This is a genomic window from Kribbella hippodromi (assembly GCF_039531045.1).
Classification (GTDB): domain Bacteria; phylum Actinomycetota; class Actinomycetes; order Propionibacteriales; family Kribbellaceae; genus Kribbella; species Kribbella hippodromi.
The window spans coordinates 1-15,600 of record NZ_BAAAPH010000025.1; the positions used below are offsets into that span (position 1 = coordinate 1).

The 15,600-nt window shown below is 68.2% G+C and carries 16 protein-coding genes and 1 riboswitch; of the genes, 7 read left to right on the forward strand and 9 right to left on the reverse strand.

What is annotated here, in order from left to right; translation table 11 throughout:
• Nucleotides 1-494 precede the first annotated feature (494 nt).
• Both ABD260_RS30815 and ABD260_RS30820 read right to left on the reverse strand, forming a co-directional pair.
• A complete protein-coding gene (locus ABD260_RS30815) occupies nt 495-1,199 on the reverse strand; it encodes a helix-turn-helix transcriptional regulator (RefSeq protein ID WP_344239197.1) in 705 nt (234 codons plus the stop codon).
• Nucleotides 1,200-1,498: 299 nt separating this feature from the next.
• Nucleotides 1,499-2,479 carry a helix-turn-helix transcriptional regulator gene (locus ABD260_RS30820; protein ID WP_344239199.1) on the reverse strand — a complete coding sequence of 327 codons (981 nt, stop codon included), beginning with the start codon at nt 2,477-2,479 and terminating at the stop codon, nt 1,499-1,501.
• 101 nt (nt 2,480-2,580) lie between these two features.
• Between ABD260_RS30820 and ABD260_RS30825 the strand changes: the two genes are divergently transcribed.
• The 3 genes from ABD260_RS30825 to purM all read left to right on the forward strand — a co-directional run bounded on the left by ABD260_RS30825 (nt 2,581) and on the right by purM (nt 5,458).
• Nucleotides 2,581-2,703, forward strand: coding sequence for a hypothetical protein (locus tag ABD260_RS30825; protein ID WP_344239201.1), 123 nt, complete (start codon nt 2,581-2,583; stop codon nt 2,701-2,703).
• A gap of 43 nt (nt 2,704-2,746) precedes the next feature.
• Nucleotides 2,747-4,309: an amidophosphoribosyltransferase gene (gene purF, locus ABD260_RS30830; RefSeq protein ID WP_344239203.1), complete on the forward strand. Its 1,563-nt coding sequence runs from the start codon at nt 2,747-2,749 to the stop codon at nt 4,307-4,309.
• A 75-nt stretch (nt 4,310-4,384) separates the two neighbouring features.
• Nucleotides 4,385-5,458, forward strand: a complete 1,074-nt coding sequence (gene purM, locus ABD260_RS30835) for a phosphoribosylformylglycinamidine cyclo-ligase (protein WP_344239205.1) — start codon at nt 4,385-4,387, stop codon at nt 5,456-5,458.
• A 245-nt stretch (nt 5,459-5,703) separates the two neighbouring features.
• Here the strand turns inward: purM and ABD260_RS30840 are convergent, their stop codons facing one another.
• From ABD260_RS30840 to ABD260_RS30850, 3 genes are all read right to left on the reverse strand, one after another.
• A complete protein-coding gene (locus ABD260_RS30840) occupies nt 5,704-5,889 on the reverse strand; it encodes a DUF3073 domain-containing protein (protein ID WP_131293116.1) in 186 nt (61 codons plus the stop codon).
• Nucleotides 5,890-6,105: 216 nt separating this feature from the next.
• A complete protein-coding gene (locus tag ABD260_RS30845; protein WP_344239207.1) occupies nt 6,106-6,921 on the reverse strand; it encodes an ABC transporter permease in 816 nt (271 codons plus the stop codon).
• A 28-nt stretch (nt 6,922-6,949) separates the two neighbouring features.
• The gene (locus ABD260_RS30850) at nt 6,950-7,840 is read right to left on the reverse strand and encodes an ABC transporter ATP-binding protein (protein ID WP_344239209.1); all 891 of its coding nucleotides are present in this window, start codon (nt 7,838-7,840) and stop codon (nt 6,950-6,952) included.
• Between the two features lie 142 nt (nt 7,841-7,982).
• Between ABD260_RS30850 and ABD260_RS30855 the strand changes: the two genes are divergently transcribed.
• Nucleotides 7,983-9,296 carry a sensor histidine kinase gene (locus ABD260_RS30855; protein WP_344239211.1) on the forward strand — a complete coding sequence of 438 codons (1,314 nt, stop codon included), beginning with the start codon at nt 7,983-7,985 and terminating at the stop codon, nt 9,294-9,296.
• Nucleotides 9,293-9,949 carry a response regulator gene (locus tag ABD260_RS30860; protein WP_344239213.1) on the forward strand — a complete coding sequence of 219 codons (657 nt, stop codon included), beginning with the start codon at nt 9,293-9,295 and terminating at the stop codon, nt 9,947-9,949. Before ABD260_RS30855 ends, ABD260_RS30860 begins: the two co-directional genes overlap by 4 nt.
• Before the next feature lie 179 nt (nt 9,950-10,128).
• Here ABD260_RS30860 and ABD260_RS30865 read toward each other — a convergent pair whose 3' ends face one another.
• Together ABD260_RS30865 and ABD260_RS30870 are read right to left on the reverse strand one after the other, a co-directional pair.
• On the reverse strand, nt 10,129-10,989 hold the full coding sequence (locus tag ABD260_RS30865) for a C40 family peptidase (protein ID WP_344239215.1): 861 nt from the start codon (nt 10,987-10,989) through the stop codon (nt 10,129-10,131).
• Nucleotides 10,989-11,157: riboswitch (cyclic di-AMP (ydaO/yuaA leader) on the reverse strand. Its footprint overlaps the gene before it by 1 nt.
• 296 nt (nt 11,158-11,453) lie before the next feature.
• Complete coding sequence (locus ABD260_RS30870; RefSeq protein ID WP_344239217.1) at nt 11,454-12,416, reverse strand: pyridoxal-phosphate dependent enzyme; 963 nt, start codon at nt 12,414-12,416, stop codon at nt 11,454-11,456.
• A 102-nt stretch (nt 12,417-12,518) separates the two neighbouring features.
• Here ABD260_RS30870 and ABD260_RS30875 point away from each other — a divergent pair, with 102 nt between their 5' ends.
• Complete coding sequence (locus ABD260_RS30875) at nt 12,519-12,881, forward strand: YciI family protein (RefSeq protein ID WP_344239219.1); 363 nt, start codon at nt 12,519-12,521, stop codon at nt 12,879-12,881.
• Nucleotides 12,882-12,935: 54 nt separating this feature from the next.
• Here ABD260_RS30875 and ABD260_RS30880 read toward each other — a convergent pair whose 3' ends face one another.
• Together ABD260_RS30880 and ABD260_RS30885 are read right to left on the reverse strand one after the other, a co-directional pair.
• The gene (locus ABD260_RS30880; RefSeq protein WP_184837657.1) at nt 12,936-13,121 is read right to left on the reverse strand and encodes a YegP family protein; all 186 of its coding nucleotides are present in this window, start codon (nt 13,119-13,121) and stop codon (nt 12,936-12,938) included.
• 170 nt (nt 13,122-13,291) lie between these two features.
• Nucleotides 13,292-13,951 (reverse strand): TetR/AcrR family transcriptional regulator, encoded by a 660-nt coding sequence (locus ABD260_RS30885; protein WP_344239223.1) that lies wholly within the window; start codon nt 13,949-13,951, stop codon nt 13,292-13,294.
• 93 nt (nt 13,952-14,044) lie between these two features.
• On the opposite strand from ABD260_RS30885, the gene ABD260_RS30890 reads away from it, so the two are divergent.
• A complete protein-coding gene (locus ABD260_RS30890) occupies nt 14,045-15,469 on the forward strand; it encodes an MFS transporter (RefSeq protein ID WP_344239225.1) in 1,425 nt (474 codons plus the stop codon).
• Nucleotides 15,470-15,600: the final 131 nt, after the last annotated feature.

A 15,600-nucleotide genomic window follows, 5' to 3' on the forward strand; every position in this document is an offset into this window, starting at 1 on the left:
CCCTCTACCAACACCCAACCCCATCAGCCGCTTGACGAAACCCATAGGGACACCCCCCCGCGTGCCTGAGGTGAACCAACCACTCCGGCAGTGAACCTCTCAACCCCGACGAGCCCAGCCGACACCAGCAGCACGACAGTACGTATAACCCCACTGCACCACCCCGCCCGCGGCACACCCGCCGGACCAGCAGCCAGTGGCCACATACGTACTGTCGCCCCGCCGACCCCCCGATCGGCCGCCCGGCTTGGCCTCGCCCTGTCGACGGACCAACGCCCACTCGCCCTCCCACGCACCGAACGTGTCGAGGGCTTGGCCGCCCCCGGCCAACGACCTCTCCCGGCCACCACCATGCGTTGTCCGCTCCCGCCCGCTCTGTTTGACTCTCCCCACGAGCCCCGGGCGGCGCACCCACCGCTCTCTCCCACCCTCGCCCCACAGGAGACAGCCGTGCCCTCCCTACCCCCGCCCCACTCCCAAGCCTGGGACTGGGGCTAATCCACCCACCCCCGCTGCGCCGCCCGAACCCCCAACTCAAACCGCCCCGAAGCCCCCACCTGCTCCCCCAACTTCGCCGCAATCCGCCGCACAGTCCGCATAGAAACCCCAAGCCGCCGAGCTACCTGCTCATCAGTCGCACCACGGACCAGCAGTCGAAGAAACTCTGCTTCCTGTGCGGTGATCCCGTCCGTCGTGACGCCTCGGCGCGGCTCGAACGGGTCGACAGCATCGTTCCAGTAGCTCAGAAAGAGTTCCTCGGCCAACCGCACAACTGCCTGACTGTGGTGCACAACGGCCCCGACGGCCGTGTCATCGGGATCGATCCCCATCACAGCCGACTCGCCATCGAAGATGATCAGCTTCATCGGCAACGACGGCGTGACCCGGACCTTGGCGCCCAACGCCATCATGTACTCGCTGTAGTCCCGGGTCGACTGATGTCGAAGGGCCGATTCGGGAAAGATGGATCGAAGTTCGACGCCGCGCTCCAGTAGCGGGATGTCTGGCGAATCGCTCGGGTCGTGGGTGCTCGGCTCGGGATCGGTAAGCAATCCCCAAACGGATCTGGTCGGCTGAAAATGCTGCATCCGCTGGTATGCGCGATCGCGTCCGCGATGAACTTCGATCGTGAGATGACGTTTGTTGGAGGAAGTCGCTGTAGTCGGCGATGAACTGCCCGGCGGTCTGCTGGTCGACACGAAGGGATTCGGTCAGCTCGTCGATCTGTTGTTGCCGCTTCGCCGTCAATCGCTCGAACCCGAGGGCCGGATGCAGCGGATAATCCTCGTCGGTCGCTGTCCAACGCCGAACCAGAAGTCCTAGTTCACGGAGACGCTCGACCTCGATTTGAACGGCATCCTCGGCCAAGTTCAATTGGCTAGCGAGCTCGGCCGTTCCGGTTCGGCGTACCAGGTGCGGTTGCTGAAGCAAGGTCCGGTAGACCGCGAGAGTCGTATCGGTCAACCCGAGGGGCTCGAACACTGGTCGTCGGCCTGTCTCACACCCAGCCGCGTTTGGCGGCGGCTACTCCGAGTTCGAAGCGGCTGGCGGCGTCGAGGCGTTCGGAGAGGTTGGCGGTGATGCGACGGGCGGTACGGAGGGAGATGCCCAGCAACCGAGCCACCTGCTCATCCTTGGCACCACCAGCCAGCAGCCGAAGGACCTCGGATTCGTGCGGGGTCAGGGCGGTTTCTTCCCGGTCTTCTGGGTTGAACATCTCGGTGGCGCGGGCCCAATAGGCGTCGAAGAGGGCGAGTGCCACGGCGACCACGGCGGGGGTGCGATGAATGACGGCACCGGCGGTTGGGCTCTCCGGGTCCATCGGCATGATTGCGAGCTCCTGATCGAAGATCAGCAGGCGCATGGGGAGGGTCGGGGTGGCCCGTACTTCGCCACCCAGGCGATGGATCGTCGCGGCATAGTCGACGGCGTGCTTCGAAGCGGACATGCTTTGCAGGTAGACCGTTCGCAACTTCACACCGCGCTCAAGCAGTGAGAAGTCAGGTGACTTCTCGGTCGGGTGAACGGTGTCGTCGAGGTGTGAGGGCACGAGGCACCAGAAGGTCTCCCGGGCCTTCAGGGCGAGTTCCTCGATCCGCCGCGATGCATTCGCACGGCCCTTGAGAACCTCGACGTCGCCGCTGCTGCGGGCTGTCAGGAGCTCGTTGTACTGCTCGGCCACGACATCGGCCGAGGCCTCGGCCTCCTTCAACTCGCCGAGTAATTGGTTCAGCTCGGTGCGGCGTCGTTCGGCGAGTCCGGTCAGTCCGACTCTGGGGTGGACTGCATGCTCAGCCTCAGGCCTGGTCCAGGTCGGGACGAGCAATTCGAGCTTGCGGAGCTTGTCCATCAGCTCGTTAACCTCGGCCAGCGGGCGATCTACTAGCGCGGCAATCTGCTCCGGCGTACTGTCTGGGTGGCTGAGAAGGGCGTGATAGACCGAGAAAGTGGCTTCGTCCACCCCCAGCGGCTCGAGCACGGTACCTCTCCTCCAGAAACTTGTCGGAACCGACCATATACAGGCAGCGTCGACAAAGAGCACCCCGACGGCGGTTTCGAAGCTATTCGAAAGGACTGGTTGTGATCAAGAAGTTGCTGATTGTGGTCGGCGCTGCGCTGGTTCTCTCAATCTCCTCGCCCATCACGGCGTCGGCTTTCGCCGGCCAGGAGCCTGCCTGCGGTGCGATGAACGCCTGCTGGTAGACGCTCGGTCCAAGGCGGCAGTTGGGTCACGTAGACTGCTGGTGTGGCTCGTGGCGATGGTCGGCTCACTGATGGACTTGACCCTCAGGATCTGGGACCGCAGGACGCTTGTGGCGTCTTTGGGGTTTGGGCGCCGGGGGAAGAGGTTGCCAAACTGACGTATTTCGGGCTCTATGCCTTGCAGCATCGGGGGCAGGAGTCGGCGGGGATCGCGGTTGGCAACGGGAACCAGATTCTCGTGTACAAGGACATGGGGCTGGTCAGTCAGGCCTTCGACGAGGCGACGCTGGCGTCCTTGAAGGGGCACATCGCGATCGGTCACTGCCGGTACTCGACGACCGGGTCCAGTGTCTGGGCGAACGCGCAGCCGACCTTCCGGTCGACGGCGACCGGGTCGATCGCGCTCGGTCACAACGGGAACCTGACGAACACCAGCGAGCTCGCCGCCAGCCTGAACGGTGAGGGCGACCTGGATCTCGGCCTGGACACCGAGGTGGACCACGCCAAGGCGAACGCGAAGCACGGTGCCTCGTCGGACACCGACATCCTCACCTCGATGCTCGCCGGGTACCCGGATCTGACCATCGAGCAGGCCGCCGCCAAGGTGCTGCCGAAGGTGCAGGGTGCCTTCAGCCTGATCTTCATGGACGAGAACACCCTGTACGCGGCGCGCGACCCGCAGGGCATCCGCCCGCTCGTACTGGGCCGGCTGGAGCGCGGCTGGGTGATCGCCAGCGAGACCGCCGCCCTGGACATCGTCGGCGCCTCCTTCATCCGCGAGATCGAGCCGGGTGAGATGGTCGCGGTCGACGCCGACGGCCTGCGCTCGACCCGGTTCGCCGAGGCGGACCCGAAGGGCTGCCTGTTCGAGTTCGTGTACCTGGCCCGCCCGGACACCCAGATCTCCGGTCAGCGGATCTACTCGACCCGCGTCGAGATCGGCCGCAAGCTGGCGAAGGAGCATCCGGCCGAGGCGGACCTGGTGATCGCGACCCCGGAGTCGGGTACGCCAGGCGCGATCGGCTACGCCGAGGAATCCGGCATCCCGTACGGTTCCGGCCTGGTCAAGAACGCGTACGTCGGCCGTACTTTCATCCAGCCCAGCCAAACCATCCGCCAGCTCGGTATCCGCCTGAAGCTGAACCCGCTGCGTGAGGTGATCGAGGGCAAGCGCCTGGTCGTCGTCGACGACACGATCGTCCGCGGCAACACCCAGCGTGCGGTGATCCGGATGCTGCGCGAGGCCGGCGCCAAGGAGATCCATGTACGGATCACCGCGCCGCCGGTGAAATGGCCTTGTTTCTACGGCATCGACTTCGCCAGCCGCGCCGAGCTGATCGCGAACGGGCTGAACACCGAGGAGATCTGCCGTTCGCTCGGCGCCGACTCGCTCGGGTACATCAGCCTGGACGGGCTGGTCGAGGCAACCACGGTGCCGATGGACCGGCTCTGCCGGGCCTGCTTCGACGGCGTGTACCCGGTGGCGCTGCCCGATCCGGAACAGCTCGGGAAGCACCTGCTGGAGGATCCGCTGCGCACGGACGCGGACGGGCTGGCGACGGTGGCCGGTGGCGCCGGCGCCGCCGACGCGCTGAGCCGGCCGTAGCCACGCCTTCCCAGCCGTGCGCGCCAGTCGGTCAGACTGGGCATCGACTTACCCAGCCGTGACAGGGAGAGAAACGTGAGCGAAGGGGCGAGCTACGCCGCCGCCGGGGTCGACATCGAGGCCGGTGACCGGGCCGTCGAGCTGATGAAGGAGTGGGTGGCGAAGGCGACCCGCCCCGAGGTGGTCGGCGGGCTCGGCGGGTTCGCCGGGCTTTTCGACGCGACCGCCCTGACCTCGTACCGCCGGCCGTTGCTGGCGACCTCGACCGACGGGATCGGGACCAAGGTCGCGATCGCGCAGAAGCTGGACAAGCACGACACGATCGGGTTCGACCTGGTCGGGATGGTCGTCGACGACCTGGTCGTCTGCGGTGCCGAGCCGTTGTTCATGACCGACTACATCTGCACCGGCAAGGTGGTGCCGGAGACGATCGCGCAGATCGTGAAGGGCATCGCCGAGGCGTGCGTGGAGGCGGGTACGGCGCTGGTCGGCGGCGAGACCGCGGAGCACCCGGGCCTGCTGAAGGCGGACGAGTACGACGTGGCGGGCGCGGCGACCGGGGTGGTCGAGGCCGACGAGGTGCTCGGTGCGGAGCGGGTACGGGCGGGTGACGTCGTACTGGCGATGGCGTCGTCCGGACTGCACTCCAACGGGTACAGCCTGGTCCGGCACGTGTTCTTCGACCGCGCCAAGTGGACCCTCGACCGGGTGGTGCCGGAGCTCGGGACGACGCTCGGCGAGGTGCTGCTGACGCCGACCCGCGTGTACGCCAAGCACTGCCTCGAGCTGATCCAGGAGCTCAACGACGCGGACGAGCGCCCGTTGCACGCGATGTCGCACATCACCGGCGGTGGTTTCGCGGCGAACCTGGCCCGGGTGATCCCGGCCGAGCTGTCGGTACGGATCGACCGCTCGACCTGGACGCCGGCACCGATCTTCGGGCTGGTCGGGTTGCTCGGCGACGTGGCGCTGCCCGAGCTCGAGAAGACGCTGAACATGGGCGCGGGCATGGTCGCCGTACTGGACCCGTCCGCCGCGGATGCGGCGATCCAGGCACTGGCCGCCCGCGACATCCCCGCCTGGGTCTGCGGTGAAGTGACCGCGACGCCGGGCGGAACGGTCACGCTGGAAGGCGCGTACGCCAAGTAGGCGATCCGGCTGCCGCACCCGTCATCGTCGGCGGGTGCGGAGCACCAATTGGCGGCTGCACAGGATCAACTGGCGGCTGCACAGCACCACCTGAGCACGGTTCGTCATCGAGCCGTCCGACGCCTCGGGCGACTGGAATCACTGAACCGCCGCAGGTGGTGCTGATGCGGTGTACTCGTCGGGCGCACGGTGAACTGCTCAGTCACCCCGAGTGGGGCGCCTGAGCAGCTCAGCCGGGCTAATGCTTACCGACGGGGGTGGTAGTCGTCGGCGTCGTCTCCGTCGCCGTCGTTGTCACCGTTCGCAGAACGGTCGCCACCCTGGTCACCGGACAGCTCTCGCTTGAGCTGGTCCAAGTCGGTGTCCCAGGTGCGGTACTTCAGGTCGCGTGCGACCTTCGTCTGCTTGGCCTTTGCACGGCCGCGCCCCATAGCGTCGACCCCCTCGCACAAGTCAACCGGGTACGCTGCGTGGCGCCCACGGATCAGTCGTCAGTAATCGTGGTTCAAGGATACCCGGAGCGGCGGATCGACACACGCACCGGCCCCCTGGGCCAGGTCCCGAAGCCCCCGTGGAGCTCCGGGGACAGCATCGGCGGAGCGGGCCGGTCCCCTCAAACCAGCCCACCCCGCCGCGTCTTTCCCCCGTTACTTGACCTCGCGACGTGAGCTTGCCCACAGTCCGACGATGGTCGGCAGGACGATCCAGACGCCGACCGCGGTGAGCGTCTCCGGCACCGCCCCGTGCAGGTCGCGCTCCGCGATCCGGCCGAGTGCGCCGAACACGTCCAGCCACTTCGCGTTGTCCTTGAACAGCGCCGGCCCGGCCATCGACCAGACGGTCGGCGCGATGAAGTACGCCAGGATGCCGACCGCGGTCTGCGGGATCACCGCACCGAACGCGGCACCCATCACCACATTCAGCGCAACCGTCAGGTACGCCCCGGCGAACAGCCCGCCCAGCCCGGCGTACGAGGCCGCATGATCGGTGACCGCACCGGTCAGGACGGTACTCACCAGGCTCAGCACCACGACCACGCTCAGGACGAGGACACTCAGCACGATCGCCGAGGTGAACTTCGCCAGCTGGACGCGCACCCGGCGGGGCGACAGCGTGAACGTGGTCAGTGCGGTCCGCTGGGTCCACTCCGAGGTCATCGTCATCACGCCGATGACCGGCATCAGCAGCATCACGCCGGTGACCGCGGCGCTGAGCATGTACTCGAGCGTGACGTTCCCGGCCGGCAGGTGGGTCATCTGCCAGGCCAGTGCGGCGACGGCGATCAGCAGGATGGCGGCGATCAGTACCCGGCCGCTGCGGGTGTTCACGGACTTGCGCAGCTCGATCGTCACGAGCTTCAGGAACGACTGGCCGCGCGCGGGCGGCAGGCTGGTCGCCACGTCGGCCCGGTGCTTGGCGGGCTCCACAGGCGCGAGGGTGTCCTCAGTGGTCACGGTGGTCATCAGGGTCTCCAGGAAGAAGTCGGGGTGATCAGGCGGCCGCGGCGGCAGGCGCGCTGGTGAGCTGGAAGAACAGGTCCTCCAGGCCGGCGCCGTCGCTCTGGCGGAGCTCCAGCAGGATCTGGCCGGCGGCCGCGGCGGCCCGCCCGACCTGCTCGGCGGTGGCGTCGACGCGGAGCGCGCCGTCAGTCAGTGGCTCGAGCCGCAGCCCGGCCGCGGTCAGCGCCTGGTTCAGCCCGATCGGGTCGAGACCGCGGACCAGCGTGCCGGACCCGGCCAGCAGCTCGTCCAGCGAGCCGTTGGCGACGATCCGGCCGCCGCCGATGACGACCAGCCGGTCGACGGTCGCCTGGACCTCACCGAGCAGGTGGCTGGACAGGATCACCGTGCCGCCGCGGTACGCGAAGTCCTGCAGCAGGCCCCGCATCCACCGGATGCCCTCCGGGTCCATCCCGTTGGCCGGCTCGTCGAGGATGAGTACGGCGGGATCACCGAGCAGCGCGGCGGCGATACCGAGTCGCTGGCGCATGCCGAGCGAGTACTGACCGACGCGACGCTTGGCGGCGTGCTCGAGCCCGACCGCTACCAGCATCTCGTCGGCGCGGCCCTTCGGTACGCCGAGCAGGCTGGCGCCCAGCAGCAGCGTCTCGCGGCCGGTCCGGCCCGGGTGCTGCGCGGCGGCGTCCAGCATCACGCCGACCACGCGGCCCGGGTTCGGCAGGTCGGCGTACCGCTTGCCGGTGATCGTGGCGGTGCCGGAGGTCGGCGGCGTCAGCCCGGTCAGCATCCGCAGCGTGGTCGACTTGCCGGCGCCGTTCGGGCCGAGAAAGCCGGTGATGCTGCCTGGCTGGACGGTGAACGACACGTCCTGGACGGCGGTGGTGCTGCCGTAGCGCTTGGTCAGGTTCTCGACGGTGATCATGGCATCGAGTCAACCGTCCGGACCCCTGCTCGCACATCGGACGACCGGCTGGACCGACCCCCTACGAAAGTCGTCCGAACGGCCGCGATTCCCACCCGGATGGGGGACGTGATCGCGTCGCGCGGCGAACTACAGTGACGGAATGCGACGGTTGCGCCGGTGGTACGCCTGGTGGCTCAGGCATGCCGCGCGCCTGCGCGACATCCTGTACGCCGGGTTCAGCCTGCTGACCATCGTCGCGCAGGCGGCGTCCGGTGGCGGCGGCTGGACGGTCAAGGACTGGTATGTGCTGGGCGCCGGCATAGTCGCGTCGCTCGCGTTGATCTGGCGCCGGCGCTTCCCGGTCACGGTCACCGCGGTCACCATCGTCGCGATGCTGACCGCGTCGATCTTCGTGCCGATGGGCCTGGCCCTGCTGACGCTGTCGATCCGGCGCCGGGATCTCGTGCTGGCGATCCTCGGCCTCGCGGCGTATGCGGCCTACGTACTGAACAGCTGGGGTGGTCGCGGCCAGATCTGGGTGTCGGTGTTCACCGGCCCGTTCCTGGTCGGCACCTGGATCGCGGTCGGGGCGTACGTGGGTGCCCGCCGCGATCTGATGGCGTCGCTGCGGGACCGGGCCGAGCGGGCCGAGGCCGAGCGAGAGCTGCGCAGTGAGCAGGCGCGGCTCGGCGAGCGGTCCCGGATCGCGCAGGAGATGCACGACGTGCTGGCGCACAAGGTGTCGCTGATCGCGCTGCACGCCGGCGGCCTGGAGGTGAACCCGACGGTCGGTCCGGACAAGGTGGAGGGCTCCGCCCGGCTGATCCGCGAGACCGCGCGGCAGGCGATGGAGGACCTCCGCGAGGTGCTCGGCGTGCTGCGGACGGATGTCAGCGTCGACGGCGCGGACCTGGCGCCGGTGCCGCGGGCGTCCGATCTGGAGCGGCTGATCGAGGCTTCGCGGGCCGCCGGGGTGATGGTGGGGTACGAGTTCGCGCTGCCCGATGATGTGCCGGTGTCGGTGGGACGCACTGTGTACCGGGTGATCCAGGAGTCGCTGACCAATGTCCACAAGCACGCCCGCGGCGCGGCGACCGACGTACGCGTCTCGGGTGCCCGTGGTGAGGGGGTGACGGTGCGGGTGACGAATGTCCGGCCGGTGGCGGCCGGCTCGCTGCTGCCTGGAGCCGGGGCCGGGCTGGTCGGGCTGCGTGAGCGGGTGCAGCTGGTCGGCGGCCGGATCGCCACTGGGCCGACCGCGGACGGCGGCTGGCAGGTCGAGGCCTGGCTGCCGTGGGACACCCACCGCCAGGACACCGAGGCAGTACTGGCCGAAACCACCCTGCGCCCCGACACCGCACCCAACCACGGCACTGCATCGAACCGCGGTGCCGGCGTGAACCGGGATACTTCGCTGGGTCATGAGTCGGCGTTGAACGGTGACCCGGCGAACCGTACCGAAGGGGAACGATGACACGGCTGCTGATCGTGGACGACGAGGCGCTGGTCCGGGCCGGGCTGAAGATGATCCTCGAGTCGGACGACGACCTCGAGGTGGTGGCCGAGGCGGAGGACGGCGCGGACGCGGCGGCGATGGTCCGCGAGCATCATCCGGACGTGGTGCTGATGGACATCCGGATGCCCCGGCTGGACGGTCTGGCCGCGACTCGGGAGGTGCAGGCCCTGCCCGATCCACCGAAGATCGTCGTGCTGACCACGTTCGACCTGGACGACTACGTGTTCCGGGCGTTGCAGGCGGGCGCCAGTGGGTTCCTGCTCAAGGACACCCCGCCGCGCGAGCTGGTGCAGGCGATCAAGGTGGTCGCGGCCGGTGAGGCGATGCTGTCGCCGGCGGTCACCCGGCGGCTGATCGGCCACTTCGCCGCCGACCCGCGCGCGGACCGGCGGCGCGCCGCGCAGGAGCGGATCAGCAAACTCACCGAACGTGAGCGCGAGGTACTGATCGAAGTCGGCCGCGGCCTGCAGAACTCCGACATCGGCCGGAAGCTGTTCATGAGCGAGGCGACCGTGAAGGCGCACGTCTCCCGCTCGCTGGTGAAGCTGAACGCGACGAACCGCGTCCAGGTCGCGATCACCGCGTACGAGGCCGGCCTGCTCGACGACTGATCGGAGCAATCCGTGCTCGACGACTGACCGAAGCACCGGGAAATAGGAAACCGGCCCGATCCGTCGGAGGGGTGGGGGGATCGACGGTTCGGGCCGGTTCCGGGGTCAGCGTGCCGGGGGGAGCAGACGCTGACGACCGGGTGCGCCCAATGGGGGGAAGGGCGCCGACCGGTCAGGACTCAGACGCGGCCGAAGGCCACGCTGCTGGTCCAGATCTTCGCCTTGGCGACCGGGCGGCCCGGCTTCGAGGCGTGCCACAGCGTGTTCCCACCGGCGTAGATGCCGACGTGGTACACACCGCCGCCACTGTTCCGGAAGAACACCAGGTCACCGGGCTTGGCGGCCGAGCGGCTGATGTGCTTGGTCGCGCCGTACTGCTGGCGGGCCGTCCGCGGCAGCTTGTGGCCGGCCACCTTGTACACGAACCCGGTGTAGCCGGAGCAGTCGAAACCGCTCCTGCTGGTGCCGCCGTAGCGGTACGGGGTGCCCTTGAGCGCCGCCGCCTCGCGGAGCACCTTCGTCCGGAACGCGGTGGTGCCCTTGGTGGCGCTGCTGCTGGTCGTGCCGTACTTGCCGTAGAGCACCTTGTGCTTCGCGGCCCAGGTCAGCCGGCCCCAGGTCTTCTTGTCCATGTAACCGGTGGCCTTCAGGCCCCAGGACGCCTGGAACTTCTTCAGCACCCGCACGGTGCTGGAGCCGAAGTATCCGTCCGGTCCGAGGTGCAGGGCGCGCTGGACGTACTTCACCGTCGGCCCGGAGTCACGGAACCGCAGCAGCGGCCGGCTCGGCACGCTGGTGTGACCGCGCTGCTGGGCAGCGGTCATGGTGGCCGCCGAGGCGGTCGCCGGGGTGGTGCTCAGGCTGAGGGCGGCCCCACCGCCGACAGCGAGGCCGACCGAAAGGACGGCCGCGGCGGCACGCGGGGTGCCTGGCTTGCTGGTCCTGCGGTGCTTCGCCAGGGTCCGGCCGGTGGGCCGGTCGGTACTGACGGTTGAGCTGACGGCGCGCGTAAGCGTCGTCCGTCGGGCAGTGACGGGCATGGTTGTCTCCCGACGCCTGTGAAGTTAGCTGTCGGGTTCGGGCTGGGATTCATAGCCCGGTCCGCTCCCGCGGACTTCACCCCAGGGTTTCGGCCACTCACAGCCTCAACCCAACTTCCTGGGTCCCCCACCTCTGCCATGGTTGTTCGAGGGGAGCACTCGGGCCTGGCAGAGCTCGGCGTTGACCCGCGTGCGGTTCGTGCTGTTTACCGAACCGCCGACGACTGTATAACAGAACGATCACGGCGCAAACCCTCAAATCGGAACAGACCCTCCTGAATGCCTTTCAGTGGCCTTCTGACGGATCGGCGCCGCGGGGTGAACATCAGGTGTCCTGAGCGCGTCTGAGCGGGGCAGAGAGGGCAAATGAGGGCATCGATGTGACCTCGGTCACATCACGCAAGTGGCTTTCTGTGACGACGAGCACAGAGGGTGGCCAGGGCACACTAAAAGTCCTTGCGCGCTCAGCTATTTCCGAGCAGCTCGCGGAACCGCTCCAGGCCCACGTTTCCGCCTGACAGCACCACTCCGACCCGCTCCGGCAGGCCGTGCACGCGCCCGGCGAGCAGCGCCGCCAGCGCGCTCGCGCCGCTCGGCTCCAGCACGATCTTCAGCCGCTCGAACGCGAACGCCATTGCGGCCACGATCTCAGCGTCGCTGACCAGCTCGAACGACTCGACCAGCCGCCGGTTCAGCGCGAAGGTCAGCTCGCCGGGCGTCGAGATCGCCTGCCCGTCCGCGATCGTCCGCGGTACGTCGATCTCGACCCGCTCGCCGGCCGCCAGCGAGCGCGCATGGTCGTCGCCCGCCGCCGGTTCGACGCCGATCATCCGGATTCCCGGCGACAGCATCGACGCCGCGGTCGCACATCCGGCCATCAGCCCACCGCCGCCGACCGGGACCAGCAGTGCGCCCAGGTGGCCGGCCTCTTCGATCAGTTCGAGTGCCACCGTCCCCTGACCGGCCATCACGTCGTAATGGTCGTACGGCGGGATCAGCGTCCGGCCGCGTTCGGTCGCCAGCTCATGGGCAAGCGCGGTCCGGTCCTGCGTGTACCGGTCGTACGTGACGACCTCCGCGCCGTACCCGCGGGTGGCGGCCAGCTTCGTCGGCGGAGCATCCGCGGGCATCAGGATCACCGCGCTCGTACCCGCGATCCGTGCCGCCAGGGCGACCGCCTGCGCGTGATTCCCGGACGAGTACGCGGCGACGCCCGCCCGCAACTGCTCCGCGGACAGCCGGCTGATCGCGTTGTACGCGCCGCGGAACTTGAACGCCCCGACCCGCTGGAAGTTCTCTGCCTTCAGGAAGACCTGGGCACCGACCCGCTCGTCCAGTGTCCGCGAGGTCAGCACCGGCGTCCGCCGGGCCACCCCGGCGAGGCGTTCCGCCGCGGACTGGACATCTGTGAGACTCAAACCGGCCATGCGCGGAACGGTAGCGGGACTGATGTCAAGATGCGCCGGACCGCTCCGTACTGATGGATGAGAGGCACCCACCACCGGGCGCCGCGGGCAAAAGGAGACACCGTGAAGTACCTACTGGTCCTGAACATCAACCCGGACGTACTGGCCGCGCTGCCGGAGGCGCAGCAGCAGGCGATCGGTGCCGGGCACCAGAAGTTCATGGACACCATCAAGGCGTCCGGCGAGTTCAGCAGCACGGTCGCCCTGGAGCAGCCGGACCAGACGGCGCTGGTCCGGGTCCGGGACGGGCTGCCGGCCGTCACCGACGGGCCGTTCGTCGAGTCGAAGGAGTTCCTCGGCGGCTTCTACCTGGTCGACGTGGCGTCCAAGGAGCGCGCCTGCGAGCTGGCCGCGATGATCCCGGACGCGGGCATCGAGGGCCTCGGCGTCGAGGTCCGGGGCCTGGTGTACTCGGAAGGAATCTGAGCGGAGGGGGTTTCTTCGGGCGTACCGGAGAAACCCCCTTGTTCACTTGCGGTTTCAGTCGGTCTGGTCGTCGACCTTCGCCTCGGCCGCGTTGCGCTTGATCGAGTCGATCCCGTTCAGCGCCGAGGCCTTCGTGCCGTAGCTCTCGCTGCTGGTCGCGATGATTTCACCGTTGCCGGCCTTCAAGCGGAACCGGAATTCCCCGGACTTGTCCTTGTACAGCTCGAACTTCCCCGCCATTGGTGTACCTCCGTCGAGAGAATGGAATCGCTCCGTTTCGGAGCGTAGTCCTCTCCGGGCATTCGCGCCGCATCTCCACGCCAACGGTTGTTTCTCGACCTGGTTCTGAACGGCCAGTTCTGAACGGCCAGTTCTGAACGGCCAGTTCTGAACCGCCAGTTCTGAACCGCTCAGTTTTGTACGCCGCGAATGCCCGCGACGACCAATTCCAGGCCGATGGCGTAATACCGCTCCGCCGACGACGGGCAGACCAATGCGCTCGAGGCCGAGGTGACCATCGGGTACCGCTGCGGCGACAGTGCGCCGAGCGAGGCCCGCTTCCGTCGCAGCGAAGCCTCCCGGGCCTCCGGATCGTTCACCTCGCGGGCGATCGGGTCGGTCGTCACCAGCGCGATCAGTGAGCAGATCGACTGCCGCCCGATCTCGGCCGCGTCGTCGATCTCGAAACCGCCCTCGACCAGCAGCTCCAGCGCCCGCTCGGCGAGCGCCAGGCCGGACTCGGCCACCAGGATCCGGGGCAGGGTCAGATCGGCCAGCCGCGGGTGGCCGCGGAGCGCGGTCACGAACGCGGCCAGCACGTTGTGCAGCTGCACATCCCACGGCTCGCCGGTCGGCTCCGGGAGCACGACGTCGGCCAGGATCCGGTCGCCGAGCGCGGCGAGCAGGTCGTCCTTGTCCTTGAAGTGCCGGTACATCGCCATCGGGGTGACGTCGTGCTGCGCGGCCAGCTTCCGGAACGAGACCGCGGCCGGGCCTTCGTCGTCGGCGATCGCGAGCGCGCTGGCGACGACCTTCTCCGGGTCGAGGCGGCGGGCAGTCTGGGTGGCCATGTTGACAAGTTTACACCGTAGACCTAACGTCTACTGTGTAAGCTTACGCCGTATATATACGGCGTAGACATGACTTCCGAATGAGGTACGGCGATGCGACGCAGTCCTTGGGCCACCCTCGCGGTGCTGGCTCTCGCGCAGTTCATCGTGGTGCTCGACGTGACGATCGTGAACGTCGCGCTGCCCCACATCCAGGCGGATCTGCACTTCTCCGCCGATTCCCTGCAATGGGTGATCAACGCGTACACGCTGCTCTTCGGCGGCTTCCTGCTGCTCGGCGGGCGGATGGCCGACCTGCTCGGGCCGCGCCGGGTGTTCACCGCGGGCCTGCTGCTGTTCGGCGCGACCTCGCTGGTGGCGGGCCTGTCCAACTCCCCCGAGTTCCTGATCGGGGCGCGGGCGGTGCAAGGGCTCGGCGGTGCGCTGCTGTCGCCGGCGGCGCTGGCGATTCTGACGACGACGTTCGCGCATGGTCGCGAGCGGAACATCGCGATGGGCGTCTGGGGCGGGCTGGCCGGTCTCGGTGGCACGCTCGGCGTGGTCGCGGGCGGCGTACTCGTCGACTCGCTCAGCTGGCAGTGGGTGTTCTTCGTCAATGTACCGATCGTGATCGCGCTGGTCGCATTGGTGCCCGTATTCGTACGCGACCTGCGGCACACGACTGGCCGGCGTACGTTCGACACGCTCGGCGCGGTGCTCGGTACGGCCGGGTTGATGGCGGTCGTGTACGGCGTCGTGCGCTCCGAGCCGTCCGGATGGGGATCGTTCGAGGTCATCGGCGTACTGACTGCCGGCGTACTTCTGCTGACCGCCTTCGTTGTCGTCGAATCGCGCTCCGCCGCACCGCTTGTCCCACTGCGGTTGTTCCGGTCGCGTGCGCTCAGCGTCTCCGGTGCTTCGTTGGCACTGAACGGCGCGGGCTTCCTGTCGATGTTCTTCCTGACCGCGATCTATTTGCAGCAGGTCCGCGGCGACAATGCATTGCAGGCGGGCGTTCACTTCCTGCCGATGGGTGGTTCGGCGATCGTCGGCGCCATGCTCGCGTCTCAGCTGGTTCAGCGAGTCGGCACGCGTACCGTCCAGACCTCGGGGGCGATCCTCAGCGTCGTCGGTCTCTTGTGGCTCTCCCAGGCCAACGCGACCGGCAGCTACGCATCGCAACTCCTGCCGGGTCTGCTCATCTTCGGGTTCGGCATCATGGGCGTCGGCGTCGCCGGCCAGATCACCGCGGTCTCGGAGGTGCGTCCGCACGAGGCCGGCGCGGCATCGGGGGTTGTGAACGCGATGTATCAGGTGGGGGGAGCGCTTGGTCTGGCGATCGTCACCACGCTGTCGATCACCCACACCACCCACGAGCTGACCCATGGCGCAACCCAGCTGCAGGCCCTCCAGTCCGGCTATGAGCGCGGACTCCTGGCCGCAGCGGTCTTTGCCGCCGCCAACGTTCTCCTGACTCTCGCCAGTCCCCAGCTCCAGCCGACGCAGTCCCAGCTCACCGAAGCCACCGCTGCCGCATAAGTTGCCCCTGGCAACTGCCGGCGAGTTTGCCGGGGAAGCCACCAACGCTGTTCGGGGGCAGGGGCGGGGTGTCCCGGATGTTTGCCGACGCTGGGGAGGACAGGGTTGGAGCTCGGACTTCGTGAGGAGCT

What these genes read in the sequence shown, in the direction of transcription:
- ABD260_RS30860 (WP_344239213.1), top strand. Translation starts at nt 9,293, where the DNA reads ATGACACGGCTGCTGATCGTGGACGACGAGGCGCTGGTCCGGGCCGGG.
- ABD260_RS30845 (WP_344239207.1), bottom strand. Translation starts at nt 6,921, where the DNA reads ATGACCACCGTGACCACTGAGGACACCCTCGCGCCTGTGGAGCCCGCC.
- ABD260_RS30855 (WP_344239211.1), top strand. Translation starts at nt 7,983, where the DNA reads ATGCGACGGTTGCGCCGGTGGTACGCCTGGTGGCTCAGGCATGCCGCG.
- ABD260_RS30880 (WP_184837657.1), bottom strand. Translation starts at nt 13,121, where the DNA reads ATGGCGGGGAAGTTCGAGCTGTACAAGGACAAGTCCGGGGAATTCCGG.
- ABD260_RS30885 (WP_344239223.1), bottom strand. Translation starts at nt 13,951, where the DNA reads ATGGCCACCCAGACTGCCCGCCGCCTCGACCCGGAGAAGGTCGTCGCC.
- ABD260_RS30890 (WP_344239225.1), top strand. Translation starts at nt 14,045, where the DNA reads ATGCGACGCAGTCCTTGGGCCACCCTCGCGGTGCTGGCTCTCGCGCAG.
- ABD260_RS30865 (WP_344239215.1), bottom strand. Translation starts at nt 10,989, where the DNA reads ATGCCCGTCACTGCCCGACGGACGACGCTTACGCGCGCCGTCAGCTCA.
- ABD260_RS30840 (WP_131293116.1), bottom strand. Translation starts at nt 5,889, where the DNA reads ATGGGGCGCGGCCGTGCAAAGGCCAAGCAGACGAAGGTCGCACGCGAC.
- ABD260_RS30850 (WP_344239209.1), bottom strand. Translation starts at nt 7,840, where the DNA reads ATGATCACCGTCGAGAACCTGACCAAGCGCTACGGCAGCACCACCGCC.
- ABD260_RS30870 (WP_344239217.1), bottom strand. Translation starts at nt 12,416, where the DNA reads ATGGCCGGTTTGAGTCTCACAGATGTCCAGTCCGCGGCGGAACGCCTC.